This window comes from Peptoniphilus grossensis (genome assembly GCF_001940285.1).
Classification (GTDB): Bacteria; Bacillota; Clostridia; order Tissierellales; family Peptoniphilaceae; genus Peptoniphilus_A; species Peptoniphilus_A faecalis.
Genome location: NZ_MJIH01000001.1, coordinates 1432882 through 1458038, shown reverse-complemented (window position 1 = coordinate 1458038; position 25157 = coordinate 1432882). Strand labels below are relative to the sequence as shown.

Annotated in this window: 24 protein-coding genes; 2 read left to right on the top strand and 22 right to left on the bottom strand. The window is 31.3% G+C overall.

Features of this window, described 5'->3' with window-relative positions; all coding sequences use genetic code 11:
* Positions 1-12 precede the first annotated feature (12 nt).
* From BIV18_RS07070 to BIV18_RS07025, 10 genes are all read right to left on the bottom strand, one after another.
* Complete coding sequence (locus tag BIV18_RS07070) at positions 13-1281, bottom strand: TRAP transporter large permease (RefSeq protein ID WP_075659934.1); 1269 nt, start codon at positions 1279-1281, stop codon at positions 13-15.
* 1 nt (position 1282) lies between these two features.
* Entirely contained in the window at positions 1283-1795 is a 513-nt protein-coding gene (locus BIV18_RS07065) for a TRAP transporter small permease (protein ID WP_075659933.1), read from the bottom strand.
* Positions 1796-1850: 55 nt separating this feature from the next.
* Complete coding sequence (locus BIV18_RS07060; RefSeq protein WP_075659932.1) at positions 1851-2891, bottom strand: TRAP transporter substrate-binding protein; 1041 nt, start codon at positions 2889-2891, stop codon at positions 1851-1853.
* 16 nt (positions 2892-2907) lie between these two features.
* Positions 2908-3312, bottom strand: coding sequence for an aconitase X swivel domain-containing protein (locus tag BIV18_RS07055; RefSeq protein WP_075659931.1), 405 nt, complete (start codon positions 3310-3312; stop codon positions 2908-2910).
* Complete coding sequence (locus tag BIV18_RS07050) at positions 3312-4517, bottom strand: aconitase X catalytic domain-containing protein (RefSeq protein WP_075659930.1); 1206 nt, start codon at positions 4515-4517, stop codon at positions 3312-3314. Before BIV18_RS07050 ends, BIV18_RS07055 begins: the two co-directional genes overlap by 1 nt.
* A gap of 413 nt (positions 4518-4930) precedes the next feature.
* Positions 4931-6478, bottom strand: a complete 1548-nt coding sequence (gene citF / locus BIV18_RS07045) for a citrate lyase subunit alpha (protein ID WP_075659929.1) — start codon at positions 6476-6478, stop codon at positions 4931-4933.
* Positions 6468-7367 (bottom strand): citrate (pro-3S)-lyase subunit beta, encoded by a 900-nt coding sequence (gene citE / locus BIV18_RS07040; protein ID WP_075659928.1) that lies wholly within the window; start codon positions 7365-7367, stop codon positions 6468-6470. Before citE ends, citF begins: the two co-directional genes overlap by 11 nt.
* 4 nt (positions 7368-7371) lie before the next feature.
* On the bottom strand, positions 7372-7653 hold the full coding sequence (gene citD / locus BIV18_RS07035; protein ID WP_075659927.1) for a citrate lyase acyl carrier protein: 282 nt from the start codon (positions 7651-7653) through the stop codon (positions 7372-7374).
* Positions 7654-7667: 14 nt separating this feature from the next.
* The gene (locus BIV18_RS07030; protein ID WP_075659926.1) at positions 7668-8957 is read right to left on the bottom strand and encodes a 2-hydroxycarboxylate transporter family protein; all 1290 of its coding nucleotides are present in this window, start codon (positions 8955-8957) and stop codon (positions 7668-7670) included.
* Between the two features lie 339 nt (positions 8958-9296).
* A complete protein-coding gene (locus BIV18_RS07025; RefSeq protein WP_075659925.1) occupies positions 9297-10214 on the bottom strand; it encodes a LysR family transcriptional regulator in 918 nt (305 codons plus the stop codon).
* Positions 10215-10341: 127 nt separating this feature from the next.
* Here BIV18_RS07025 and BIV18_RS07020 point away from each other — a divergent pair, with 127 nt between their 5' ends.
* Entirely contained in the window at positions 10342-11640 is a 1299-nt protein-coding gene (locus BIV18_RS07020) for a CitMHS family transporter (protein WP_075659924.1), read from the top strand.
* Positions 11641-11877: 237 nt separating this feature from the next.
* On the opposite strand, the gene BIV18_RS07015 is transcribed toward BIV18_RS07020, so the two are convergent.
* From BIV18_RS07015 to BIV18_RS06985, 7 genes are all read right to left on the bottom strand, one after another.
* On the bottom strand, positions 11878-13065 hold the full coding sequence (locus BIV18_RS07015) for an NADP-dependent isocitrate dehydrogenase (protein ID WP_075659923.1): 1188 nt from the start codon (positions 13063-13065) through the stop codon (positions 11878-11880).
* Between the two features lie 351 nt (positions 13066-13416).
* Positions 13417-13929 carry a citrate lyase holo-[acyl-carrier protein] synthase gene (gene citX, locus BIV18_RS07010; protein ID WP_075659922.1) on the bottom strand — a complete coding sequence of 171 codons (513 nt, stop codon included), beginning with the start codon at positions 13927-13929 and terminating at the stop codon, positions 13417-13419.
* Positions 13916-14908 (bottom strand): [citrate (pro-3S)-lyase] ligase, encoded by a 993-nt coding sequence (citC, locus tag BIV18_RS07005; protein ID WP_083635553.1) that lies wholly within the window; start codon positions 14906-14908, stop codon positions 13916-13918. The genes citX and citC overlap by 14 nt, the downstream gene beginning before the upstream one ends.
* Positions 14901-15725, bottom strand: coding sequence for a triphosphoribosyl-dephospho-CoA synthase (locus BIV18_RS07000; RefSeq protein ID WP_075659921.1), 825 nt, complete (start codon positions 15723-15725; stop codon positions 14901-14903). The genes citC and BIV18_RS07000 overlap by 8 nt, the downstream gene beginning before the upstream one ends.
* Before the next feature lie 341 nt (positions 15726-16066).
* Positions 16067-17284 carry a dicarboxylate/amino acid:cation symporter gene (locus BIV18_RS06995; RefSeq protein ID WP_075659920.1) on the bottom strand — a complete coding sequence of 406 codons (1218 nt, stop codon included), beginning with the start codon at positions 17282-17284 and terminating at the stop codon, positions 16067-16069.
* 3 nt (positions 17285-17287) lie between these two features.
* Entirely contained in the window at positions 17288-17842 is a 555-nt protein-coding gene (locus BIV18_RS06990; RefSeq protein WP_075659919.1) for a FumA C-terminus/TtdB family hydratase beta subunit, read from the bottom strand.
* A 13-nt stretch (positions 17843-17855) separates the two neighbouring features.
* A complete protein-coding gene (locus BIV18_RS06985) occupies positions 17856-18701 on the bottom strand; it encodes a fumarate hydratase (protein ID WP_075659918.1) in 846 nt (281 codons plus the stop codon).
* 121 nt (positions 18702-18822) lie between these two features.
* Here BIV18_RS06985 and BIV18_RS06980 point away from each other — a divergent pair, with 121 nt between their 5' ends.
* On the top strand, positions 18823-19758 hold the full coding sequence (locus BIV18_RS06980; protein WP_075659917.1) for a LysR family transcriptional regulator: 936 nt from the start codon (positions 18823-18825) through the stop codon (positions 19756-19758).
* Between the two features lie 228 nt (positions 19759-19986).
* On the opposite strand, the gene BIV18_RS06975 is transcribed toward BIV18_RS06980, so the two are convergent.
* The 5 genes from BIV18_RS06975 to BIV18_RS06955 form a co-directional block, all read right to left on the bottom strand.
* Positions 19987-20430, bottom strand: a complete 444-nt coding sequence (locus tag BIV18_RS06975; RefSeq protein ID WP_075659916.1) for an Hsp20 family protein — start codon at positions 20428-20430, stop codon at positions 19987-19989.
* A 125-nt stretch (positions 20431-20555) separates the two neighbouring features.
* Positions 20556-22799 (bottom strand): Aq_aa27 family P-loop NTPase, encoded by a 2244-nt coding sequence (locus BIV18_RS06970; RefSeq protein ID WP_075659915.1) that lies wholly within the window; start codon positions 22797-22799, stop codon positions 20556-20558.
* A 57-nt stretch (positions 22800-22856) separates the two neighbouring features.
* Positions 22857-24065, bottom strand: a complete 1209-nt coding sequence (gene ilvA, locus BIV18_RS06965; protein ID WP_075659914.1) for a threonine ammonia-lyase — start codon at positions 24063-24065, stop codon at positions 22857-22859.
* Between the two features lies 1 nt (position 24066).
* A complete protein-coding gene (locus BIV18_RS06960) occupies positions 24067-24291 on the bottom strand; it encodes a DUF951 domain-containing protein (protein ID WP_075659913.1) in 225 nt (74 codons plus the stop codon).
* Positions 24278-25156, bottom strand: coding sequence for a mechanosensitive ion channel family protein (locus BIV18_RS06955; protein WP_075659912.1), 879 nt, complete (start codon positions 25154-25156; stop codon positions 24278-24280). The genes BIV18_RS06960 and BIV18_RS06955 overlap by 14 nt, the downstream gene beginning before the upstream one ends.
* Position 25157 lies beyond the last annotated feature (1 nt).

The window sequence follows — 25157 nt, the reverse complement described above, 5'->3', positions numbered from 1 at the left end:
ATAAATCTCCTTTTATAAAAATACATTTGTAATTAATGGTACAAACGTAACTAACATTAATACAACAATTAAAGCTAATATGAATTTTATTATTTCTTTTGTCAATACACTCATTCCTACCTTAGAAATAGCCGTTGCAACAAATAAATTGATTCCATAAGGAGGTGTACAAAAACCAATAGCTAAATTCATAGTTAGCATTATACCAAAAGTTATTGGACTCATTCCTAATCTTAAAACAATTGGTAATAATATAGGTGTCAGGATAATTGTACCAGGTATATTATCAATAAACATTCCTACAATAATTAGGAATATATTAATTAAAATTAAAATAACGATACCATTATCACTAAGAGATGTAATAAACATTGCTATTTTCATGGGAATTTGTTCCATTGTTAACAACGCAGCAAATGCTGTAGATAATCCCACCATAAAAGTAGTTGCCCCATTAACTACTATAGCATCTCTAAAAGACTTATACGCTTCCTTCAAATTTAATTCTTTATAAACAAAAACACCTACTACAAACGAATATACTACCGAAACAACAGCCGCTTCTGTTGGAGTAAATACTCCTGCATAAATTCCACCTAAAATTATTACTGGAGACATTATAGCCCAAAATGCATCAATAAAAGAATGAAATATTTCTTTCAGACTTTTTCTATTTTCATTACCTTTATACCCATTTTTCTTTGATACAATATAACATACAATCATTAATGCTATGCCCATTAAAATTCCAGGCAAGAAACCAGCTGTAAACATTTGTGTTATTGATGCTCCTGAAACAACACCATATATTACAAAAGGAACACTAGGTGGTATAATAACTCCTATTGTACCAGCTGCAGCTGTTAGAGCTGTTGAAAATCCTTTACTATATCCATGATTAACCATCTGCGGAATCATAAATGCTCCAACTGCAGAAACTGTTGCGACTGCCGATCCTGATATTGCAGCAAAAAACATACAAACTACAATTGTAACCATACCCAATCCACCAGTTATATGTCCAATAAAAGATTGGAAGAAATCTACTAGTCTCTTTGCTATTCCTCCACTACTCATCAAATTTCCAGCTAACATAAAAAATGGAATAGCTAATAAAGGAAAAGAATCTACGCCAGCAATTGAATTCTGGGCAATCATCATTGTTGGCATGTCAGTAAAACTTACAATGTTTACTAAAGTAGAAATACCTATTGCATATCCTATTGGAATTCCCAATATTAATAACACGAAAAATATTCCAAATAATACCATTGACTCCATACTAAATCTCCTCAATTTCTTCGTTATTTATTATACCTTCTTTTTTTCCTGTAATAGTATCTATAGTATCAAAAAAAATTCTAAAAACTAGAATAAAAGATGACACAGGGAGTGCTGAATATACATATACCAATGGCAAACGCATCCCTGATGATAATGCATTTCTTGCGCTCATAGATTTAAGAAGTTTTATTCCTACATAGACTAAAAATACATTAAAAGTAAGCCATATAATATTAATTATTAAGTGTAAAATTTTATGAACTTTTTTTGATTTAAAAATGCTAAATATCAAGTCCACTCTAATATGTTGATTGTCAACATATGCTATACTACTTCCAAGCCATACTTGCCAAATAAATATGTATCTAGACAGTTCCTCAGACCATGCTAACGATGTATTAAAGAAATATCTCATTATAACTTGCATAAATACTATCGCAACATTAATAACTAAACTACTTACTAGGACAATTTCTTCAATCTTATTGAATTTTTTTAAACAATTTCTCATATTTTACTCCTTTTAGAAGAATTGGATATATCCAATTCTTCTAAATTATAGTTGTTTATTTATTATACTTTTCACACAAATTAAATAATTCTTCTCCAAATTGTTTTTGATATTTATCATACATTGGTTGTAAAGCTTTTCTGAATTCTAACTTTTGATCATCGCTAAATACATTAGTTGTAAGTTTTCCTTCTGTTTCAAGATCTTTAATCGCTTTAACGTTATCTTCTAATTCAATCTTCCTTTGTTCTGCAACAAAAACTTTTGCTTCATTTTCAAGCAATTCTTGCATATCTTTGTCCAAAGAGTCATAGACATTTTTATTAATTAAAAATGGCAAAAAGTTATGAACGTGTTCATCAATAGTTTGATACTTTTGAACCTCATAAAATTTATTTGCAAATGTTAAAGATGGTGGATTTTCTTGTGCTTCTACAGTTCCTTGTTGTAAACCTGTATATAATTCTGTAAAGCTCATTGGAGTAGGATTTGCTCCTAATGTTTTATAAAAGTCAATAAATATTGGGCTCTCCATAACTCTCATTTTGACTCCCTTTAAATCTTCAGGTTTTTCAATAGGTCCTGAATTTGTTGTTGTTGATCTAGGTCCATTATATGCATAGCCTAAACAATGAATTCCTTGTTCCTCTAACTTTTTATTAAAATATTCTCCTACTTCTCCATCTAACGCAGCAAAAGCAGATTCACTATTTTTAAAAAGATAAGGCATATCTAAAATACCAAATTCTTCTGAATATGTTGTTAGAACAGAAGTTGATGGCAATGTTGATTGTAATGTCCCCATAGCTACAGATTCTGTCATTTGAACATCTCCACCTAAGGAACCATTTGGATAAATCTCTATACCAATTTTTCCCTTACTTTTTTCTTCAACATTCTTTTTGAAATTCAGCAAAGCCTTATGAGTTGACCTACTTTCAGGTTCAACATGACCTATTTTAATTATTACATCTCCTTTTGCTGCTTTTGTACTTTCTGCCGTATCAGATGTCTTGTTAGCCTTACCTTTACTTCCACAAGCTGTAATAGCAACAGCAACTAATAAAATTGTTATAATTTTTAAAATCTTTTTCATAATATCTCCTTAATTATTATAAAATCGTTATTTCTTCTTTATTTGCATCAATTATAATCCTATCACCTTCTTTAATATCTTCGTAGAACTTCGTATCAACTTTGTCTACTAGTGGTATTTCGAAAATAATAGCACTTGTTACTAAAACTGTTTCTGGATACTTCACAATCATCCCAGCAGGCTGATTATTATATTTCATTAATTGGAATAAACCATCGGCTTGAACAACTGAACTTCCTTTTCCTGATGGAAATACTAAAATTTTTCCAGACATACTCCTTCCAGTAAAATCATGGTTAGGTTCAATCATTTTCCCTGTTCCTGGTTCTAATAAATAAAACATTATTGGATCTTTGGATATAGTTACTTCTGCTTCTACTCTTCCATCAGATATTTTATGACATTTATAAACTCTACTCATTATTTAACCCTCCCTGTTAATGCTGCATCAATACATGTGTCTAAATCTCTTATCACAAAATCGATTCCTCTTCGTTTAGGGTAATAAGCACATTTAGGAGATTCTGTTACCCCAACTTTTCCTTTTAAAAATTTCCAAATTGGTTGATCTGGACAAGTACTAGGTACAATATGAGCCCCAAGTTTTTCCATGATTTCAGAATATCCCATAATATCACAAAGATGTTTTACATGAGATGAAACTAAAATCCACATTTCCTTTTCTAACTTCCTACCATTAATTCTTTCAGAGATATGCCTTACTTCATCAAGTGTAAAATGAGGACAACCAAACATAGCAAAGTCAATTTCTCTTTCTCCTTCTAAAGAAATATCCTTTAACACTTCTTCAAAATCCTCATTTGTTATTGTTACTTTTCTTTCTGGTTCTTTTCCACCAAAAGCCATTTCTAGAGTTTGAGCTTCTGGAGTAAAACCAACTATATGATACATATCATATGCTCCGGATGTATTTAGTTGGGCCCCCAAATTCCTTAACGCTTCTTTACTAATATGTTCTGGCAAACCTACAAAAACGGGAATTCCATGACCTATCTTTTTACCACACATCCCCAACATATGATAATCATAGTCATTATCCATATCAGCTTTTACCTCTACCAAAATAGTTCCCTTTCTATTCTCATCTAAAAGTAAACCGTACTCTGGTACATATCCAGTTATTGCAGCAAATAAAGCTGAGTTAGCTCCTTCCCTATTAGATCTTGCACCCCACACTGAATTTGCATATGGTGTAGCACTGGACTCTGAAAAAGCTATTATTTCTCCAAAATTAGGCACATTTGTATCTATGTATGGAGTACAGTTATAACTCAATGTTGCACCTAATTTTTTATATGCTTCATGAGTCCTTTGCATCATCTCATAATCTTCCTTATCTCCAATATTCATTTTTTTAAAATAAGGAATTCCCCATCCGGGATTAACTGTTGGTGAAACTCTACAATGAGCTCCTAAATTTACCATTTTTTCCGCTAACCATAAATCGGCATCTTGATTACTTAATGCTACATGAGCCCTTGTTATTGGAACCATCCTCTCTGCCCCAAAAGATTCTCCTATTGCAACTTGTACTTTCATTGCAAGTTTAGCACCTTCACCGTACTTGCCATCTAATAAATCTTGTTGATCTTTTGTTAATTTCAAAATACCTCTCCTCTCTTTCTCATGAAAACAATTTCATGTATGCAACAAGTATACATCTATTGCTTTATTCTGTCAATATGTTATTAAAAGAAATCGAATTTTTTATAATTATCTAATATAAATATAACTTTCTTGTAATCTATACAATAATTTTTTCTATATTATTTTTATATGCTTTAAGTTAAATTTTAATTATAATTAATTCTTCTTAGTAATCCTTTGTTAGTTGTTTTTTATATCACTTAGTATCTTTGAATCTTCTGTAGTTTTGACTAAATTTGATAAAATTAGAAACTTTCATCCTAGATATGGGACATGCCAGTCATACTAAAAAAAGAGACCCGATATTATCGAGTCTCTCCAAAATTTGACATAGAGCCTTTTTTTAGTATAGTTAGTTTTTAGTTCTAATTTTAAGCTTCCTTTTTAATTACATCAATTATAGAACCATCTCTGTATTCTACAACTGCAACTACTTCCTCAGAGAATTTAATTTCTTCAGGTTTTCCTGTTAGCTTTTCTGCCATTTGTTGCAATTCTTTGATGTCTTTAACTTCAATTCCAGCTTCTTTAAATTTTTCGATTAAATCTTTTCTCTTTGGATTTACGGAGATTCCATAGTCAGTACATACTACATCTACAGATTCTCCCGGTGTGCAAACTGTTGTAACTTTATCCATAATAATTGGATTTCTTGATCTTACAAGTGGTGCAAGAATTAAGGACATTTTTGCTCCTGGTGCAGTATCTTGGTGTCCGCCAACTGCTTGGTTAATAACTCCATCAGATCTAGTCATTACATTTACATTGAAGTCTGTGTCGATTTCAAGTGCGCCAAGAAGTACAAAGTCAAGAGTATTAACTGCTGGAGTTGGGTTATTTGGATTTGCATAAGATGATGCTGTTTGTTCAAAGTGTTTTGCATTTTCACGAATTGATCTTACTGCATCAAGGTCAAAGGATTGTGTATCGTAAATTCCATCGATTAATCCTTCTTCAAGCATTGTAACCATGTATCCAGTGATTCCGCCAAGTGCCATTGATGCCTTTATGCCATCCCTTTTCATCTCTTCACGAAGAAGCTTTGCAACTGCAAGAGTTGATCCTGCTGCTCCAGTTTGAAATCTAAATCCATCTTTATAAAGTCCAGAGGCTTTGATTGCCTTTACTGCATTATTTGCTATTAATAAATCTCTAGGATTGTCGTTAAATCTAATTGAGCCAGAAACAATTCCCTTTGGATCTCCTATTGCATCAACTTGAACTACATAATCAACATACATCATGCCAATTGATGCAGGAATATTTGGAAAGGGTACAAGATTATCTGTGATTGCAATTACGCAATCGGCGTATTGTGCATCTACAATTGCATAACCAAGTGAACCACAAGCGGATTTTCCTTCTCTGCCGTTTATGTTGCCATATTCATCACAGGAAGGTGCTGCAAGAAATGCTACGTCAATGTGAAGTTCGCCATCTTCAATTGCTCTTGCACGTCCTCCGTGGGAACGAATTATACAAGGTTTTTTAAGAATTCCTTGAGAAATCTTTTCTCCCAGTTCCCCTCTAAGTCCTGAAGACTGAATTCCAGTTATTACACCGGCTTCAATTAGAGGAATTAATTTGTCGTGGCATGGTGAAAGGGATGATGGTGCAAGAGTTAAATCTTTAATGCCCATGTCTGCAATAACTTGCATAACCATGTTTACAACATAATCACCATTTCTTAGGTGATGGTGGAAAGAAATTGTCATGCCGTCTTTAAGACCACTTTTCTTTACAGCTTCTTCGATTGAACCTAGTAGTTTACTTTCATCTCTATTTCCATATCTGATTTTTGGTGAAGCCTTTTTGTCTGTTCTAAGATATTTGCCTTCGCCTTTAAAGGGAACAAGTTCACCAATGCCTTCAAGGTATTCAGGGATATCTCTTCCTACTGCATTTTTATTATAGTTCATCAATATCCTCCTTTTTTAGCACTCCACTAGCAACTGCAAGATCCAATACTCTTTGTGCTCCAGCTATAATTGGATAGTCAACCATCTTTCCGTCAACAGTAATAACTCCAGAGCCCTTTCTTTCGGCTTCCTTTGAACCTGCAATAATGCGAAGAGATTTTGTAATGTCCTTTTCCGTTGGTGTGTAAACTTCATTTACAACAGCAATTTGTTTAGGGTGAATTACAGATTTTCCATCAAAGCCAAGATCCTTTATAAATTGAACTTCTTCTCTAAAGGCATCCATATCGTCAAGATTTGTATTAACTGTATCAAAACAAGCAATGCCTGCATTTCTTGCAGCTAGTACTATTTGGCTTCTTGCTGCAAAAAGTTCCCAACCATGAGTTGATCTTTGTGTCTTTAAATTTGTAACATAGTCGGCAGCTCCAAGGGCAATGCCCATCATTCTAGGTGAAGCCTTTGCAATATCAACTGCATTTATTACACCAGTTGGAGATTCAATAGCTGCCATCATAAGAGTTTTGCCGAGGCATCCCATTTCTTCTTCGACTTCAGTTATTATTTCATCTACATCTTTTACATCTTGTGCCGTTTCTGATTTAGGCAATCTAATTACATCTACTCCAGCCTTAACCACTGCCTTAATATCTTCACGTCCAAATGGTGTGTCAAGGGAATTAATTCTAACAACAACTTCAGTCTTTCCATAGTCCAAAGTTTTAAGTGCATTGTAAACTAAAAATCTTGCCGCATCTTTTTGGTTGATACTCGTTGCATCTTCAAGGTCGATCATAATTGAATCCGGGCCATAAATATGAGCATCAGTAATATTTGCAGGGTTGTTACCTGGAAGAAACATCATTGTTCTTCTTAATCTTTCTTTCAAAATATCAGCTCCATTTATATTCTGTACTTTCAGCTGCTCTAAAGCATGCTGCTTCTACTCTTGCTCTTATTGTGTAGTCAAGGGCTCCCTTGTCTACTGCAGTAACTTTTGCATCCTTAATATCTAACTTTTCTAAAGTTTCTCTTATAACTTTTTCAATTTGTTTGCCAAATTGTTTTTTCACTGAACTTTCAAGTTCAATAGAGATGCCTTCGCCATCGTCAACTGTTATTAAAATATCATTTGACTCGAGAGTTCCAGCCATTGCTTCCTTTTTTAGTTTCAAAAATATCCCTCCTACTACATGAGTGATCCAAAAAGTATTGAACCTATTACAAGTATAATTCCTCCACCAAGTCTTGATGAAAGTTGAGCATAACTCATAAGTTCCATTCTATCAGCTGCTCCAAGAACAGCGATATCTCCAGAACCACCTCTGTTAGCCATACATAGTCCTGCTGTAACAGCAGAGTCTACAAAGTAGAATCCTACAAGGTGACCAACAAGTCCTGAACCAATTATAGCGCCTATTACAATTAAAAGTGCCATAATAACATTTCCTATAGTTATTGCAGCTACAAGCTCGTGTAAATCAGTTTCAACACCTACGCCAACCATTACTAAAATTACAATATTTTTAGTAAAGAAAGACTGAACTTCCTTTGCAGCTTGTCTAAGTGAACCTGGAATAATTCCAAGACCATTAGCTAGGGCAACTAAAATAATCATAAAGGCAAAAGGGTGAATTGGAACTGATGGAACTAGTGGATCCCAAATTTTATCTGCAATAAGTCTTCCCAATTGATAAAAAGTAAGACCCATTAAAATTGCTCCTGTGTAGTCTTTTATTTGTGTAGTGAATTTTTCTTCTCCCTTTCCAATTTCTGGAGCAGATCTCATAAGAGTTTTCTTATCACCAGTAAGCTTTGGATTTTTTTCTCCAATTTTATTTAAAAGACCGCCAGCAATTATTGCGAAAATATTTGCAATAGTAAGAATTGAAATTGCAAATCCATAATAATTTGCTGCAGCGTCTCCAGTAACTCTTTCATAAATTTGACTTAATGGAACTGCACCTGCACCATTACCTCCACCCATTACTGGAAGAACGTATTTTAAAACAGTGTTTGCAGGAGAAACTCCAAAGAAAAGTCCTCCAATAATTCCAAGAACTGCTGCACCAACAACTCCACCTAGGATTGCTGGTATATAACCCGCAAAAGACTTAATCATAAGCTCTCTATTTAGTCCAAGAAGTGAACCAGTGATAAGCATTATGATGAAGAAGTTTAAAACTCCCATTGGTTTTGAGTTTACAGATGAAATAAGTTCAACATATTCTTCAGGAATTACTTTGTAATAACATAAAACTGCAGTACCTAAAAATGCAAGAACAAGTCCACCACCCACATAAGTGTTCCAAAATGGAATTTTCTCGCCAATTTCATATAAAATTATACCTATTGCGAACATTAGGGCAACTCCGCCCGCTAAATCCTTAGACAAAACTCCCAAATAAGTCGCTATGAAAACAATTATTGCTAAAATTAATAGCATTGGAAGATTAAGTCCAAAATATTTTTTCTTCATAAAAAACCTCCTTTTTTTCTATATTTCTATAATACCCCAGAAACATGCTCTTATTCAATAAGTAAGATTTCCTTTTAGCCTCTTCGTTGTAACAATTATGTTGTAGACTTAACAAAATAATTTTGTTATAACGCTTTTAAATGCATAATAAAATTTAAAAAAGCAAGTCCATTGCTTGCTTTTCTTTAAATTTATTAAGTTATTATTTTAAAAAAGATGCAAATTATCAAATCCATTTTTAAGATTTTTAATAAAAGTATAATAATATATTTGTAGATATTTTGCATATTAAATTTTAATTCTATTATTAATTATATTTTTATGACAATCGAAAATTAATTAGAAAAAATACTTTTTCATTTCTTCAATAAAAACCTGTGTAGCTTGAGACTTATATAAATTTGGAATTGTAAGAATAGCCGTGTACCATATATTTTCCTTTGTTCCAATCAGATTAAAACTATCATAATCCTTATCTTGGTTAAATATACTTAAATAATCCTTAGGTATTATAGTTACTCCCATGCCCTTAGCCGCAAGTCTCTTCGCAGTCTCAAAATTTTTTGTAGTTAAAATAACCTTTGGATTTATTCCATAGGACTTTATTGTCCTTTCTTGTACCTTTCTTATTCCTTTATTTATATTTAAAAGTATAAATTTCTCTAATGCTAAATCTTTTAAGTCTACAAACTTTTTACCATTGTCTTCTTTAACTTTTTCTGAATTTTTTAAATAATCTTTAGAAGTAACTAAAAGGAATTCATCTTTTCTTAGCATCTCATATTCTATATTATCATTTATATCTTTTTTATGGACATGAGTTATAGCAAAATCAACATCCCCACTTAAAACAAGTTCCTCTAAAACTCTTGTGTTTTCTTCTTTAATTACTATTTCAATATTAGGATAATTCTTGTTGAAATTTGGAAGAACTTTAGGAAGGATGTTCATGCCTAAATATCTTGCTACTCCTATAACTAGTCTACCTGATTTTAATTCATTTATATGTGTGATTTCCGATTTAAAATCATTATATATATTTAAAATTTCTTTCGCCATTAGGTAATACTTTTCCCCTGCATAGGTTAACTTCATACCTCTTGGTTCGCGAATAAATAAATGAGTTCCTAATTCTTTTTCAATTCTTTGTAGTGCTTGGCTTAGACTTGGTTGAGCAATATAAAGTTTTTCTGCAGCTTTTGATATCGACTTAGTATCAGCTATAGTTTTAATATAAAGTAATTCTCTATCGTTCATACTCTCCTCCCATAGTTAAAATCTATATTATATATTTTAAAATAGTATTTGTTACATAGTATATTTAATACGATAATATTCTATATATAAGAAGACTTTATGTCAATTACATAACAGGAGGTATTTTATGTTATCATTAGTAGGTTTTTTATTAGTTCTAGCAATTATAGTTTTGCTTTTAAAAGGAAAGATGAGCCCTATCGTTGTTCTTATTTTAGTACCTAGTATAGCTGCTCTTTTAATTGGAACTAGTATCCCTGATTTGAAAGAAATGATTGGTGCTGGTATGAAGACAGTATCTAATAACTCTATTTTGTTTATTTTCTCAATCGTTTTCTTCTGCATCATGAGTGATGTTGGAGTTTTTGATGTTATAGTAGATAAACTTGTTGCTATGGCTGGAGAAAATGTTATTGCCATTACCATTGCAACTGGAATAATAGGTATTATTGCCCACCTTGATGGTGCTACTGCTACTACTGTCCTTATAACAATACCTACTATGTATCCAATTTATAAGAGAATGGGAATAAGACCGCAGGTTTTACTTTGTTTAACTGCTTGTGCAATGGGAGTTATGAATCTTCTTCCTTGGGGTGGTCCTGTTGCAAGAGCTGCAACAGTTCTTGGTATTGATGCAACTGGACTCTGGTTAAAATTAATTCCAATCCAAGTTTTTGGAATCGTTTCAACAATTACTCTTGCAATAATTCTTGGAACAATTGAAAAGAAAAGAGGAGCTGGCACAACTTTGAAAATCCAATCATCTAATGTTGAAAAATCTTCAGAAGAACTTGACCCAAGATTTAAGAAACTCCTTCCTTTAAATATTATTTTGACAATTGCTGTAATAGGTCTATTGATGGTTGATATTCTCCAATCTTATTATGTTTTTATGATTGGATTATCCCTTGCTCTTTGCATTAACTACCCAAGCTTAAAAGAGCAAAACGAAAAAATTAAAGAACATGCGGCATCAGCTTTAACTATTTCTGCAACAATTTTATCCGCTGGAATAATGGTTGGAATAATGGACGGAACTGGAATGATTGAAGCTATGGCAATAACTTTAACTAATATTATTCCAAGTGCTCTCGGAAGATTTACTCATTTAATCTTTGGCTTCCTTGCACTTCCTATGGGAATGCTTGTTGGTACGGACGCTTATTTCTTTGGACTAATGCCACCAATAATAGAAGTTGGCAAGGCTTTTGGTATTGAAGGAATTAACACAGCTATGGCTATGTTGATTGGAAAAAACGTGTCTCTGATGATTTCTCCACTTGTTCCTGCAACTTACCTTGCACTAGGATTAGTTGAAAATTTAGAATTAAAGGATCATATAAAGTTCTCTTTCAAATACTTGTATTCTGTCTCAATACTAATGGTTTTAGCAGGTTTAGTATTTGGAATAATTCATCTATAATATTTATGTTTAAAAGGTCATGTTGCAGAATATATGATTCTACTCTGCAACATCTTTTTTTATCAAGTATTTAAGTTTAGCTATTGTTTTTTTGTTTTTCCGTGATTACATTGTAAAAAAAGACGAGGATTTCTCTATTTTCTCGTCTTTTTTTAGGACTTTTGCAACAGCCACTTTTTGTTAATCTTTTCAATTATTAAAATAAAAAAGCAAGCTTTCGCCTGCTATATACTAATATTATATTAATTTATCTAAAAACTCTTTTACCTTTTCTATAAATTCTAAATAATTTACTTTTACATATTCACTCTTATTATAGCTTGATATTAAATCACCAGTTATAAATCCACTTTCAATAGTATCTCTAACTGACTTCTTTAATTTTACTCCAAAATCTTCTAATTCTTTGTTTCCATCAAGCTGACCTCTTTTTTCAATTCCAGATGCCCAAGTAAATATTAGAGCAACAGAGTTTGTGGATGGAATCTCTCCCTTTTGATATCTTCTATAATGGTCAGTTACAGTTCCATGTGCTGCTTCATACAAATAAGTGCCATTGCCAATAATTGATGATTCCATTAGAGATAATGATCCATATACCGCAGAAATCATATCACTCATCACATCTCCGTCATAATTCTTTAAAGCCCATAGAATATTTCCCTTTGATTTCATTATTTGTGCTATAGCATTATCTATTAAGTAGTAATGATAATTTAATCCCCTTTTTTCAAACTCATCTTTGTATTCTTTATAAGTTTCATTAAATATTTCTTTAAAAACAGAATCGTATCCTAAAACTACAGTATCCTTAGTTGAAAAAATTAAATTCATGTTTTTAGAAATAGCGTATTTGAAGGATACATGAGCAAAATCTTCGATTGACTTAACTTTATTATATTGAGTTAAAAAAATAGCGTCATAATCAGGTTTATAAGAATATTTGTCTTCTCCATTAATTGAAACTGTTAATTCATCGCCTTTTTTTACATTTAAAGCTTTTGAAACATATATATCTCCAAAGGAATGCCTTGCTATTGCTATTGGCTCTTTCCAAGTAGGGATTAAAATGTCTAAACAATCAAAAATAATGGGTTCTCTAAACATTACACCATCAAGATATGCTCTTATTGTAGCATTTGGAGAAGGGTAGATTTTATTTAAATTGAATTCTTTTACTCTATCTTCATTTGCTGTAATCGTTGCACATTTAACGCCTATGTGATGCCTAGCGACAGCTTTTGCCGAATCAATTGTTACTTCATCATAAGTATTGTTTCTGTTTTCTATCGATAGATCATAATAATCAAGATTTAAATCAATATATGGTTCAAGCAATTCTTTTTTTATATCTTTCCAGATGACTCTCGTCATCTCGTCTCCATCCATTTCTACGATTGGATTTTTCATTTTAATTTTTGCCAATATATTCACCTCTTATAAAATTCTATCAAAAGCTTTTATATAAGACTAATATCAAAAAACAAGTTTTGATATAGCCTCACCCTATGTAAAAATCTATTAAAAAGAAAATATATGCTAAAATTAAAAAAGTTAAAAGATGTAGGATGATTCTCTTATAGTATTTAAAAAGTTTTTGATTTATTAAATACTACAAAAAACTTTTTTTCATAAAATTGATTATAACAAAGCATATATTAATCAAAATATTTCTTGCAAAAGCTTATTTGCCATCTGCATTAAAACAAATCCTTTACAATAACATTTTATTAAATTTTTCCAAGGTCGTATTATCTTTAAGTGTAACTCTTTAAATTAAAGTTTTAAAATTTCTAGCACTTTCTCTTCAAGTTCTTCTATACTATGCCTTTCTTCTTTTATACAAGTCCTTGCCACATCCCCGCAAATTATGCACCTTCTCTCGGAAAGTCCTAAGCTTGATCTTGAAATTTGTGTAAAATCTTTGTCATAAATATCTATATCAAGAAGTCTTCCTCCAAGATTTTTTTCTTCAAGATCTATCATCCTTTTCTTTACAAATTTTCCATTACAATCGATGGCAGCAATATACTCCATTCCCGTCCTTAGATTATTGTATTCTTCTTCAAGAATGCTGATGCTATTTTCTTGCAAAATTTTTTTTATTTTTTCTATATAATCTCTATGAAATTTTACTGCTTCCTTAAAGTTTTTTTCTTCGCCGGGAATATTTAGCATAAAGGAAAGCACTGGGGAGTTAAATTTTTCCGTCAGAGCCTTTATTTTATAATATCTTTTTTCCTTTGCATCAAGCATTTTTTGCATGCGAACTATTTTAGAGTCTTTCATTTATTATTTTCTGCCCTTCATCTGATTTCAATGCCTTTATTGTAGCAGCTGGCAAATACTTATAGGCTTCTTGAAATTTTTTTTCCTTTAGAAGTTTCCTCACCTTTGATGCAGAGATTACTTCTTCATCACTTTTTAACCTCTCGATTTCCACTAACTCAACTCCATAATTTGGCAAAATTTTTTTCATAGTCTCGTTATAATTTTTAGTTACAATGTCTATGTCTTCTGTTCCCACAAACCTTTTTTTGATATTTAACGCCTTTGCGAAGTATCTTCCAAAAATTTTCGTGTCAAGTTCTGAATATGCTTTCAAAATTGTTTTTTCGTCCTTATAAAAATATGTTGGAAAAGTATTTTTTGAAATAATGTAGTCATTACCTGGGTGCAAAATTACATCGTCAAATTTTTCCACTTCTTCTTTCACTATTTGATACCTAAACTTATAGGGGAATGTCGAACCCTCCTCTTCCACCATAAAGATGTGAAGAAGATCCGTAAACTTTCTCGCAGTCTCAATTAAATATAGATGTCCCTTAGTCATTGGGTTTGCATTTATTACAATGGCACCAGATTCTCTATGATCGCTAATGTTTTTTAGAATACAATGGAGTTGCTCTATTTTATTATCAAGTAGTGCCACATCTTCTGTCTCTTCGACTATAGAAAATCCAAAATCAGAAAATATTTTTACATTCTTTGGCTTTGTAAAAATGAAGAGATGCTTGTTTCCCACTTCATATTGGTGATTCAAAAGTCTTGTGATTATAGCATTAGTAATGCCCATGCCCTGATAACTTTCTTCAATGGCAAAACATTTTAAAACTCGTCCAGACGATGAGCCCGTCCCCACAATTTTATCACCATCCACCGCTATAATTGTGTACTCAATGTCCCTCTCGTAATCTATATCAAATCTTTTTAAAAATTTTTCAACTTTCCCTTTCTCGAAATTCATTACTTCTTTATATTCAATCAATGTAATCCTCCAATAGATATAAATAAAGAGTTAAAATTAAAAAATCAGCACAACCTCCAGGACTTAAATTTCTCCTTTTAAACTCCTTATTTATTTTTTCAATCTCCACCATGCCACAACTTGTCTCGTAAAGTTTATTTGTTAAAACATAGTTTGCACTTTCCTTTAAAAATTTAAATCCTTCAAGTCCTCCTCTTTTTATAATATTTGAATCTTCAATAAAAGACATATAATAATAAAGAGTTCCCGTAAGAGCATAGTCAAAGTTTATGTTTTTTTCAGCTTCTTTTAAAAATTTTAGACCTAGTAGAGCCTTTGAAAATCCTTTCTCTGCCTCTGCTCTTATTCCCTTTACTCCGTATTTTTTATAGTTTTCTTCACCATGACTTGTAGCAATCTTTTTATTTAGTTCTCTAGTAATTCCACGATTCAAATAGGAAACTCTTGAAATGATTTTTTCAAAGGAAAAATCTTTTCTTTTTATTTCAATTGCAGTTGCATATACCATAAGTCCCAAGGAAAAAATAATCCCTTTGTGAGTGTTTGCTCCATGAGTTGCATCTTTCATCTTTTTTTCGTAAACAATTCCATATTTCCTAAGCTCATCATAATCTTCGCCAGATGAATTTTCGCCAAGTTCGTAGGCAATTTTAAAATAATCATGTAGTACCAAAGCTGAATTTAAAAAATCTATATAATCCATATCTTTATGTGCACCGGAATCTAACAAAGTTACAAGACCCGGCTTTGGACTAAGTGATACTTCGTAGATTAACGCATAAGTTGAGAGTCTTGCAATAATATTTGAGTTTAACATAATCCCTCCGCCATCATTATAATAAATAAAAAATTTTTCATCTACCTATTATTTTCATAAACTCTCATTATTATTTTGAGGATATAAATTATCAGAATAGGTGCAGAATGAGTAGACTTATGTTTAAGATGCAATGCTTATTTTTATGCTCCTTGTTATATATGCCAAAAGATAAAAGTGAAACATCAAGGGCCTTTTAGTTTTATCATCTAAAAAATAATTTTGTTAAAACAAATAAAGATAATCTAAATTATAAATAGTAAACAAAATATATAAAAAAAAGACATCCTTTAATCTCTAAAAGGATGCCTCTAAAAAGTAGGTTTTCTTTTACACAATTACTAATTATTTAAAGTTTTTTCTGTCCTAGCTACTATTATTGATGTAGCTGCATCTCCTACAATATTGGGAACTACTCTACCCATATTTAATATCCTATCAATCCCAGCTAAAAGTCCTATGGCTTCCATGGGAAGATTTACTGAAGACAAAACTATGGTTAACATAACTAATCCTGAACCAGGAATTCCAGCTGTCCCTATTGATGCTAATGTTGCCGTTAACATTACCATAGCTTGCTCCGTAAAACTTAAATCTATTCCAAACACTTGAGCTGTAAAAACAACTGCCACCGCTTGATATATTGCTGTACCATTCATGTTAACTACAGCACCAAAGGGAATAACAAAATTTGCAGTCTCATCATCTACTCCAAGCTTTTTAACACTTTCTAGATTTAGAGGTATTGTAGCAACACTAGAACAAGTTGCAAAAACAAAGGCCATTGGTTCCTTCATAGTTTTAAAAAATTTAATTGGATTAACTTTCCCAATTATCCCAACCATTAAAATTCCTTGAACAAAAATAAGATAGATAAGTGATGATAAATATAAAGCTGCTATTGATTTTAAATATGGTATTAATATATCCGCCCCATTTGTTCCAATAACATTGGCCATTAATCCAAAAACTCCATAAGGAGTAAATTGCAACACTATATCAGTTAGTTTTTCCATAGATTTTTGTCCCGCTTCAAAAATTTCTAATAATTTTTTTCCAGTATCTCCAAGCCTAGATAAGGAAAATCCAAAAATCAAAGCAAAAAATATTATTTGCAACAAATCTCCTTCAGCTAAAGATTTAAATATATTTTTCGGTATAATATTTATTAATGTATCAAGCATTGACACAGTTTCTTTTTGCTCAACTTTTGCGATATCTACATTTATTGAAATTCCCGATCCTATATTTATTAAATTAGAAATAACAAGTCCCAACACAATAGCTAGAGCCGTTGAGGATAAGAAAATAGCTACCGACTTAATACCAATTCTTCCAAGTCTCTTTGCATCCCCCATATCTCCTGCAGCACACACCAAAAGGCATAAAACTAAGGGAGCTACCACCATCATTAATAAATTTGTAAGTATCGTCCCCAAAAAATTAAACATGGATGCTTTTTCGCCAAATATAAAACCTGCAATAATACCTAATACAAATCCGACCATTATCCTCTTAAAAAGGCTAAGATTTTTCCATGGTTTAAAAATAAATCCCATATATTACACCTCTCTGTATTTTTCTATTTCTCTTTTTTGAAATACATCTCCATTAGTATCAATTCCAACTATTACCCTTAAATTTTCGACATACAATTTTTTTATCGACTCTGTTCCCAAATCTTCATAAGCTATTACATCACAAGACTTTACTTGATTAGAAATCATAGCGGATGCACCGCCTATGCTTAAAAGATAAACTCCACCATATTTTTTGCACAAATCAGCAACATAATCGGCTCTGTCTCCCTTTCCTATCATAGCAGTAACTCCAAGTTTTAATGTCATCTCTACATATTGATCCATTCTTGCCGAAGTTGTTGGAGCAATTGAGCCCATTGTTCTACCTGGCTTTGTAGGACAAGGCCCTGCATAAAAAATCGTCTTATCTTTTAAATCAATTGGAAGTTCCTCTCCTTTTTCAATACATGCTTTAAATCTTTTGTGTGCAGCATCTCTAGAAGTGTATACATCTCCCGTTAAATAAACAATATCTCCTATTTTAAGTTTTTTTACATCCTCTTTTGTTAAAGGTAATTCCATATTATAAGTATTCATAAAATCCTCCAAATTAAATAGTTTTACATGCATGTCTACTTGCATGACATTGAAAATTTACTGCAACTGGTAAAGCTGTAATATGACAAGGAAAATAATCAACATGAACATCTAAAGCTGTTACAACTCCTCCCATGCCAAGTGTCCCAATACCAAGTTTGTTCACTTCTTCCAATAAGTCTTCTTCTAATTTTGCATAAATTGGATTCTCATTATGACTACCTATTGGTCTAAGCAAAGATTTTTTTGCAATCTCCGTACACTTATCCATAGTTCCTCCAACGCCAACTCCAATAATCATAGGTGGACAAGCCTTTCCGCCAGCCCTTTTTACTGAATCAATTACAAATTTTTTAACACCTTCAATCCCTTCGCCAGGTGTTAAAGTTGTAAAAGTTCCCATATTTTCACTGCCTCCACCCTTAGGCATTGCAGTTATTTTAACTTTATCTCCCTTAACTATTTCTGTATGCACAACTGCAGGTGTATTTGTTTCTGTATTTACTCTATTTAAGGGATCTGCAACAATTGATTTTCTAAGATATCCTTCCTCATATCCTCTTTTTACACCCTCATTTACTGCATCAATTAAATACTCACCTTCAAACTTAACATCTTGACCAATCTCTAAATAAATTACAGCCGTTCCTGTGTCATGGCAGCAGGCTATCTGCTCTTTCTTTGCATATTCAGCATTGTCTATCAGAAGTTTTAGCGTTTCTTTACTATAAGGGGATACTTCTTTTTCAAAAGCTCCTTTATATGCTTCTAAAACATTTTCACTTAATTCATAACATGCTTTCTTTACCAAATCACTTATTATTGGAATTAATTCCTCTGTGTTTATTACTCTAACCATATCTTCCTCCTATTAAGATTAATAATAATGTTTTCCTTGATTTGATATTAGCATCCAATAGTTATATAATCAAATTAATGATATTTATGATAATATAATTAAATTTTATAAGGTGATTTAAATGGAAGTTGAAAATAAGTATATTTTAAAAATTTATGAAGAAAAAAGTTTTTCAAGAGCTGCACAAAAACTTTTTATAACACAGCCTGCCCTAAGCATAGCTGTAAAAAAAATTGAGAGTAATTTAGGAGCTCCAATATTTAATCGAGGTAAATATCCAATAGAGCCAACAGAAGTAGGAATTGTATATATTAAAGGACTAGAAAGTATATTAGAAATTGAAAAAAATACCTTAACTAAAATTAACGACATAAAGAATTTAGAGGTAGGAAGTATAGTTATAGGAGCTACAAATTATATGAATAACTTCGTTTTAGCTCCCATATTAAAAATTTTCATGGAAAAATATCCCTTTATAAAAGTGTCCTTAATAGAAAATAGCTCTCCAAAATCTTTAGAATTATTAAATGAAAATAAAATAGATCTATCCTTTAACTGCGGTGATTTAGAGCTTAATACTTATGATTTAAACCCTGTATTTGATGACGAAGTTTTATTATGTCTTCCTAATAAAAATGTAAATAAATCTTTGTTAAAATATAGGCTTACCAAAAAAGATATAATGGATAAAAACTATTCCCAAAAAAGAGTGAAATTGTCTGATTTTGAAAATTTAAAATATATTTTATTAAACCCTTACAATAATTTATATGAAAGATCTACTGAAATGCTTAAGACGAATAAGTCGAATTATGAAATATTAATGTATGTAGATCAATTATCAACAGCTCACAGTTTATGTAAAAATGAAATAGGTGCAACTTTTATTGGCTCTTATATGCTGCCCATAGAGTATAGTGAAAATGTATCTTATTTTTCTTTAGACTATAATAATTCTCATAGAAAATTTTATTCAGTTAGGAAAAAACAAGTTTATGAAAGTTATGCTGTGAAAAATTTTATAAGAATAATGCAAAATTTCTACAACTTAAAATAAAAAAGTGTTGTAGAATAGATGATTGTACTCTGCAACATCTTTTTTATCAATTATTTAAGTTTAGCCATTGCGTTTTTTGTTTTTAGTGATTATATTGCATCAAAAAAGACGAGGTTTTTTCTATTCCTCGCCTTTTTATTTTAGGACTTTTGCAACAGTCCCTAAATTATTTTATTTTTTATTATTATGAATTATCTAATTTTAATCTTGAAAAATTAACTAAAAAGATTATTGAATTTCAATTTTTTTGTTTTTCTTTTCTTCAGCTTTTTTAGGAATAATAATTTCTAAAATTCCTCCCTCTAGTTTCGCAGACATGTTTTCTTCGTCCACATCTTTAAAGAACATTCTTCTAACCATTTTTGAAGACTTTCTTTCTTTATGAATATAATTTCTTTCCTTATTTTCTTCATTAACTTCTTCATTCTTTTCAGCTGAAATTGTAAGATTACCTTCTTCAAAGTCAACATCAATTTCATCTTTGTTGAATCCAGGAAGTTCAGCCTCTACCTTATAATCATTTTCTTCATCGATCACATCAACTTTAAAAGTTGCAGATTTCATTGCCCTTTGAGGCGTAAAATCATCGTTAAAGAAAGAATCAATCATGTCATAAAAATCATCAAATCTTGTGTCTCTTAAATAATTTTTTTCATATGGTCTAATACTCATTTAAAACTCCCCTTTTTTATTAAATTATTAGCAGCCTGTTAGCTCCTCTGCTAACTATCTTTAGTATAAACCTAAAGTCAAAGAATGTCAATACTTTTTTTGACTTTTTTTGACCTTCGTTAAAATCATTTTCCAAAGATTTTTTCAAGAAAGGACTTCTTTTTATAGGGATTTTTTAATTCTATCCAGTCAAAAAATTCATCAGTATATAATCCAATATTGACTGCACCATGAACGCTATTGACGCAAACTTCTTGTGGCAATGCGTCTGCATAAATTTGTGCCGTACTTGTTCCATAATATTTATCATTTTCATTTAATTTTTTAATATTGTAATAAATATGTCCCGTATCGTCGTCGTACACAAAATCATTTTTAGAACCTAAGTAAAGATTTCTCCAATTTTCTTTGTTGGTTTCACTATCATCATTGTATTTTTTCTCTGGAAAATATCTTGGCAGTGGCATTTCTGCTTCTTCATAAATTTCTTTAAAAATTTCTCTGGAATTATATAAAAAGTCAAAGCCGCTTTCTTCTGTATAATTATCCCATTTATAATCTGAGGAGCTTTCCAATCTCTCTGCCATTCTAAAACAAAAGTCTAAAAACAAAGTATTGTCCACATTTTCATAAATATTTTTAAAAAATTCCTTAGCTTCGGAATTTTTTGAGATCTCTCTATCAATTATTAAATAATAACTTCTTCTCCTCGCCTCTTTTGGCAGCGAATAAGATTTTGTATTGGTCGTTCCTATAAAAATTGGATAGGGTTCGTCATTTCTAACGCAAAGATTGGAAATATTTACTATAAAATCTCTTCCATAATTTGTTTTTGTGAAAAAGTCGCTATCGATTTCATCTACTAGTATGGGATTTACATTATTTTCAAGAATCCAATTTTGAATAGTATCTAGCCTTTCTCTCTTTGCCTTGTTTTGCGATTGACCTAGTAGGGCTTCCCATTGATAATAGTCGCCTTTATTTATTCCCGTAAGTTTTGACATTATAGAGAGTAAAGATGATTTTCCACTTCCTGCATCTCCACCAATTATAATAAATTGGGGTATGTCCAATCTATTTTCTTCAATTTCAAGTTTTGACCTTAATTCTTGAATAAAGGGACCAGTAAAAGTACATAGTAAACTTTCAAAAACTCTTTTCCCATAATCATCTGTATATCTATTAGAATAATTTTCAAATCCCTTTATATAATTATTTAAAACTTTTAAGGCATATGCCAATTCTTCCTTAGTCGCTCTTTTCCCAAAGGGAATACTTATATTATTGTCGAGATCAGATATGACGAAAAGTCCAGTTTTGTTATTTTTGGTGTTTCGCAAATCAGGTCTATTGTAGAGCCCATATCTTTTTAGATTTTTATTTGCTTCTACCTTTTTTACAATAATTTTCTCTACTTTTTGCTTAACCTGATTTGTAATTATATTTTTGCTTTTTATTTCTGGATCCTTTTTCCTTTTATTTATAATTTCATTAACAATTTCGTAGGCAACATCTTCTGCAATATTTTCTTTCTTTTTCTCATTCTTGACAAATTCTCTGTCGACAGAAATGTTGTCAATCTCAGTAATAATTTTATCTTTGTATACTCCTAAAGCCAATTTGTCTCTTAGGTCGTCAATAATTTCTACGGCAGCTTTTTCTTTAATCTTTCCCAAATCATCATTAGAAATTATAAAAATTTCGTCGGCGTTTATCTCATCAATATTCTTTATATTTTTAAAATTTTTTGAATTTATTTTTTTAAGTTCACTTGGAATATAATCACAAAGGACTTGAGACAAATTTTCTTTATAATATTTTTTATATATATTAAATAAATTTGAATCATCAAAAATTACAATATTTTCAAATTGAGAGCTTTCCTTGTCAAAGGCTCTTTCTGATAAATTTGCAGATCCAAGTATAACTCGATTTTCGCCTTTATCATTCCACATGAGATAAAATTTTGAATGTATTATGTAAGCTGCGGATACCCAAACTTTTAAATTTCCTTTATCTAAATTAAATTTAGACTCCATGTCTAGCTCTTGATAAAATTTAATTGGATCTCCTTCTATCTGCTCTAAAATTCTATCTTTTAAATGCTTTGCCAGTTCATTAATTGAATTTTTTACCCTGTCATTGTCAATTCCAATTACAATTTCAGAAGTTTCAAATTCCTTTAAAAATTCATTTACAAATTTAGGGGAAATGGAATAAGTTATTCCTAAAAAATGTTTATACTTTTCCTTGTCAAAAATTTTTTCAATAGATAAGTCTTCTTCTTTTCCATCTTTTAATATATGTATGGTGTTTATTTTCTTTAATCCACTATCGCTATCAAAAAAACTTAAATTATTGTTTTCCATTTTTCCCTCCTTAGCTTAATACTAATTTTAATAAAAAGAGGGCAAACCCTCTTTTTGTTAAAATTGTGTATCGTTGTAATTTGCTTTAAATACGTAGAAGTTTTGATTAAGTTCTGTTATTATTTGTTCTTGATGATCCTTATCCTTTGTGTCAACTACTATGCTTACTATCATAGAATCGATTGTGTCTCCCACTACATCGATGTCTTGAGCAATTTTTACTATATTTGCTCCTTCTTTTTCCAATAACTTTGTAACACGTGTCATTTCACCAGGTTGATCCTTTAATTTAATCTTAAGTTCCATTCTTCTATTAGTCTTGTAAAGACCCTTTTCAATAACCTTTGAAACTCTTGTTACATCAATATTTCCTCCAGAAAGTACACAACAAACTTTTTTGCCTATGTGGCTAAACTTCTTGTACATTAGAGCTGCCACAGTTGATGCTGCTGCACCTTCTGTTATAATTTTATTTTTTTCTAGAAGTGTTAGTATTGCTGATGAAATTTCTCCTTCAGTTACTAAAACTATTTCATCTACATATTCTTTAACAATATTATAAGTAATTTTTCCTGGAGTTTTTACTGCAATTCCATCTGCAATAGTTGCTCCTCCCTTTACAGTTAAAATTTTACCTTCTTTAATTGATTCATACATACTTGGAGATACTTTAGTTTGTACGCCAATTACCTTTACATTAGGATTAATACTTTTTGCTGCAAGTGCAATTCCAGAAATAAGTCCACCGCCACCAATTGGCACTACTATTATGTCTACATCAGGGATCTTTTCTAATATTTCTAGTCCAATAGTTCCTTGACCTGCAATAACTTTTTCATCATCAAAAGGAGCAATAAAAGTCAATCCTTCTTCCTTCGAAAGTTTTGCTGCATATGCCGCTGCATCGTCAAAAGAATCCTTTATAAGTTCAACTTCTGCTCCATAATTTTTTGTAGCTTGAACTTTTGAAAGTGGTGCATGATAAGGCATACAAATAATTGATTTTATTCCTCTTTCAGTAGCAGATTTTGCCACACCTTGTGCGTGATTGCCTGCAGAACAAGCTACAACTCCCTTCTCAGCTTCTTCGTCAGTAAGCGTCGCAATTTTGTTGTAAGCTCCTCTTAATTTAAAAGAACCTGTGTCTTGCAGAACTTCAACTTTTAAATATACATCTTCACCTAAATTAGGTGCATAAACTACTGGCGTTTCTTTAATATGACCCTTTAGTCTTTCCTTAGCATCATAAATTTCTTTTACATCCATACTATTCCCCTTCTTTCTTGTGATGGACTATACTTACAAATTTATCATCTTCTAGAATTTTTCTAACCCTTTTTTCAAAATCCATACGACTCATCCAAATGAGCCTTTCGCAGCCAAGGCACTTTAACTTTATATCGGCACCCTTTCTAACAATTTCCCATTTATTTTCACCACAAGGATGTCCTTTTTTTAAGGTTACAATATCTCCCAAATTATAATAAAGCATCACTATCCTCCTTTTGTATCAGTTTATTTCTAACAATTGGCATTTTAATATTTTCTCTTTGCATAGTTTTTAAAATTTCTGCCCTAATTGCATATTCAAGCTCATATTGCTCTCCCTGCTTTGTATAATAAACAAGAGTCATCTTGTATGAATCCTTAGCATTTTCAGTAACTCCCCAAAGATTTGGGCCCATCACTATCCTAGCATCATCTTTGTATCTTTCTATTGTTCCTTTTATTTTTTCAGAAACAAAACTTGGATCGCAAGAATTATCAACGTAAAAATCAATTTTCGTCCTAACATTTGCCCTTTCCTTATTTGACACAATGGAGATGTTGCTATTTGGGATTATGTGAAGAATCTTTCCAAAGTCTCGAACCTTCGTTACTCTAAGACCTACATCTTCAACAATGCCTTCAATTCCCTCTATCTCAACTAAATCGCCGACAGAATATTGATCTTCAAATATAATAAAAAAACCATTGATAACATCCTTTACAAGGTTTTGTGCACCAACGCCAATTGCCAAGGAAAACACACCTAGAGTTGCAAGTATAGGTGCAATAGAAATGCCAAATACACTCATAATTATTGTAACTCCAATAAAAGTTAAAACAATTTTTATTATTCTTTCAAATAATTTTGTAACTGTAACAATTCTATTATAAGATCCCTTTCCCTTTATTTTATTTGAATTTAATTGTCTATTTATAAATCTATTAATAATTTGTAAAATTATAAAAATTCCAATTATTATTGCAGCGACAACCGCAAGTCTTTGCCACGAACCAAGTCCTGCAAAGGTAGACTGAAGTGCTGCATCAGCCTCATTTGCAACAGTGTCTGTATTCTTATCTAAATTCACT

Coding starts and splice junctions, on each gene's coding strand:
- BIV18_RS07070 (WP_075659934.1), bottom strand. CDS start 1,281: ATGGAGTCAATGGTATTATTTGGAATATTTTTCGTGTTATTAATATTG.
- BIV18_RS07065 (WP_075659933.1), bottom strand. CDS start 1,795: ATGAGAAATTGTTTAAAAAAATTCAATAAGATTGAAGAAATTGTCCTA.
- BIV18_RS07060 (WP_075659932.1), bottom strand. CDS start 2,891: ATGAAAAAGATTTTAAAAATTATAACAATTTTATTAGTTGCTGTTGCT.
- BIV18_RS07055 (WP_075659931.1), bottom strand. CDS start 3,312: ATGAGTAGAGTTTATAAATGTCATAAAATATCTGATGGAAGAGTAGAA.
- citF (WP_075659929.1), bottom strand. CDS start 6,478: ATGAACTATAATAAAAATGCAGTAGGAAGAGATATCCCTGAATACCTT.
- BIV18_RS07030 (WP_075659926.1), bottom strand. CDS start 8,957: ATGAAGAAAAAATATTTTGGACTTAATCTTCCAATGCTATTAATTTTA.
- BIV18_RS07025 (WP_075659925.1), bottom strand. CDS start 10,214: ATGAACGATAGAGAATTACTTTATATTAAAACTATAGCTGATACTAAG.
- BIV18_RS07020 (WP_075659924.1), top strand. CDS start 10,342: ATGTTATCATTAGTAGGTTTTTTATTAGTTCTAGCAATTATAGTTTTG.
- citX (WP_075659922.1), bottom strand. CDS start 13,929: ATGAAAGACTCTAAAATAGTTCGCATGCAAAAAATGCTTGATGCAAAG.
- BIV18_RS07000 (WP_075659921.1), bottom strand. CDS start 15,725: ATGTTAAACTCAAATATTATTGCAAGACTCTCAACTTATGCGTTAATC.
- BIV18_RS06995 (WP_075659920.1), bottom strand. CDS start 17,284: ATGGGATTTATTTTTAAACCATGGAAAAATCTTAGCCTTTTTAAGAGG.
- BIV18_RS06990 (WP_075659919.1), bottom strand. CDS start 17,842: ATGAATACTTATAATATGGAATTACCTTTAACAAAAGAGGATGTAAAA.
- BIV18_RS06985 (WP_075659918.1), bottom strand. CDS start 18,701: ATGGTTAGAGTAATAAACACAGAGGAATTAATTCCAATAATAAGTGAT.
- BIV18_RS06980 (WP_075659917.1), top strand. CDS start 18,823: ATGGAAGTTGAAAATAAGTATATTTTAAAAATTTATGAAGAAAAAAGT.
- BIV18_RS06975 (WP_075659916.1), bottom strand. CDS start 20,430: ATGAGTATTAGACCATATGAAAAAAATTATTTAAGAGACACAAGATTT.
- BIV18_RS06970 (WP_075659915.1), bottom strand. CDS start 22,799: ATGGAAAACAATAATTTAAGTTTTTTTGATAGCGATAGTGGATTAAAG.
- ilvA (WP_075659914.1), bottom strand. CDS start 24,065: ATGGATGTAAAAGAAATTTATGATGCTAAGGAAAGACTAAAGGGTCAT.
- BIV18_RS06960 (WP_075659913.1), bottom strand. CDS start 24,291: ATGCTTTATTATAATTTGGGAGATATTGTAACCTTAAAAAAAGGACAT.